The sequence below is a fragment of the Capnocytophaga sp. oral taxon 326 str. F0382 genome, from assembly GCF_000318295.1.
GTDB lineage: Bacteria > Bacteroidota > Bacteroidia > Flavobacteriales > Flavobacteriaceae > Capnocytophaga > Capnocytophaga periodontitidis.
Genome location: NZ_KB291471.1, coordinates 1 through 1,408, shown reverse-complemented (window position 1 = coordinate 1,408; position 1,408 = coordinate 1). Strand labels below are relative to the sequence as shown.

Annotated in this window: 1 protein-coding gene and 1 pseudogene; both read left to right on the top strand. The window is 32.8% G+C overall.

From position 1 onward, the window contains the following. Window positions 1–923 (top strand): annotated as a pseudogene (locus HMPREF9073_RS15605) (hypothetical protein); the annotation flags it as partial. Then, window positions 920–1,357 carry a hypothetical protein gene (locus HMPREF9073_RS15015; protein WP_009414479.1) on the top strand — a complete coding sequence of 146 codons (438 nt, stop codon included), beginning with the start codon at window positions 920–922 and terminating at the stop codon, window positions 1,355–1,357. The pseudogene HMPREF9073_RS15605 and the gene HMPREF9073_RS15015, both read left to right, overlap by 4 nt. The last annotated feature ends 51 nt before the right edge of the window (window positions 1,358–1,408 follow it).

Sequence of the window (1,408 nt, the reverse complement as noted above, 5' to 3'; positions counted from 1 at the left end):
ATGGATATTGTTTGAATAACCCACTGGTGTATGTGGATAAGAATGGAGAAATTGTTTGGTGGGTAGTTGGAGTAGCGGCCTTAATAGGAGCTTATACAGGAGGAACTATAGCTAATAATGGAGAAGCTAATCCTATAAAATGGAATTATTCAGTGGATACTTTTGCACACATACTTTCTGGCGCAGTGATTGGAGCTCTTAGTGGTTATGTAGGGGGAGCTATAGCAACCTCTCAAATCCCTATGGCTAATACATTAGGTATTGCAGGAGGCTCTATCGTAAACTCACTTGGTACGTATGTGTATACAAGAGGAAAAACAGATATAAGCATTAGCTTTGGTGCAGCTTCTTTTAATTTTAATAGAGGTAGTTTTGGTTATCTTTTTAAGAAAGGTAATTCTACTATGGAGAATATAGGATATGGATTTGGTGCATTAGCAAATATAACAGATGTTGTATCTCTTTTTGGAGGAGGAGAGAATGTAAGTGTTAATTCAGCTAGTACAAAAGATGATGATTGGTGGGGACATAGTTCTATAACAGATAAAGATGGTAATAGTCTAGTATCTGTAGGTCCTGATTCTCCTGTTGGGAAAGGAGCTGGTCTAACGCAAACTTGGAAAAATTCAATTAAAGGAGCGGATACTAATTGGTCTACTTATTTTGGTGAAGAAGGAACTTGGCAGGTATCTCTAAATAACATTAGTAAAAACGCAATAAGTAATTATGCTTCAAAAATTACTCGTTGGGATTTACTATTTAATAGTTGTGTAGGTCACACATCAAGAGCTCTATGGTCAGCAGGGGTTCCAAACGTTTATCTTTTTCACCCCCATATGTTAAATCTACAGCTAAGTATATATAAAATGGGAATATTAGCAAGCCCTTATATTTATACAACACCTAATAAAATAAAAAGATGAAATATATTATGATTATAGTTCTATCTCTTATAAAAATTGATGCTTTTGCTCAACAAATAAGGGATTTTAATGACATTCCCCAAGAGATATTAGTTAACTTGGATAAGATGGGAAGAGATAAAGAAATTGTATTAAATAATTATGAAGCAGAGTATCTTAATAAAATTTTCGAGAACAGCAGAGAACACTTTGACTTTACAAATAAGAAAGTTGTTTTTATTTATGCACATATAGGAGTCAAAAGTAAGAAACACTTTTTCTCAGAACAAAGAAAAAGATTTTTAGACAAAAATACTATATCTTCTTGTTCTCTATTTATACTTGATGAAAAACAAAGTGAAACTAATAAGTACGATGCCATAATAACTTGTTGGTTTAAAATTCTCCCTGACTTAGAAAAGCTCATAAAAAGAATAGAAAAGAATAACTTGTAAGATATTAAAAAGACGATGCAGGTAACACCTTAGACAAACTTACCCTATTAG

Bases quoted from the DNA above. Each gene is read 5' to 3' on its own strand.
- HMPREF9073_RS15015 (WP_009414479.1), top strand. From the start codon at position 920: ATGAAATATATTATGATTATAGTTCTATCTCTTATAAAAATTGATGCT.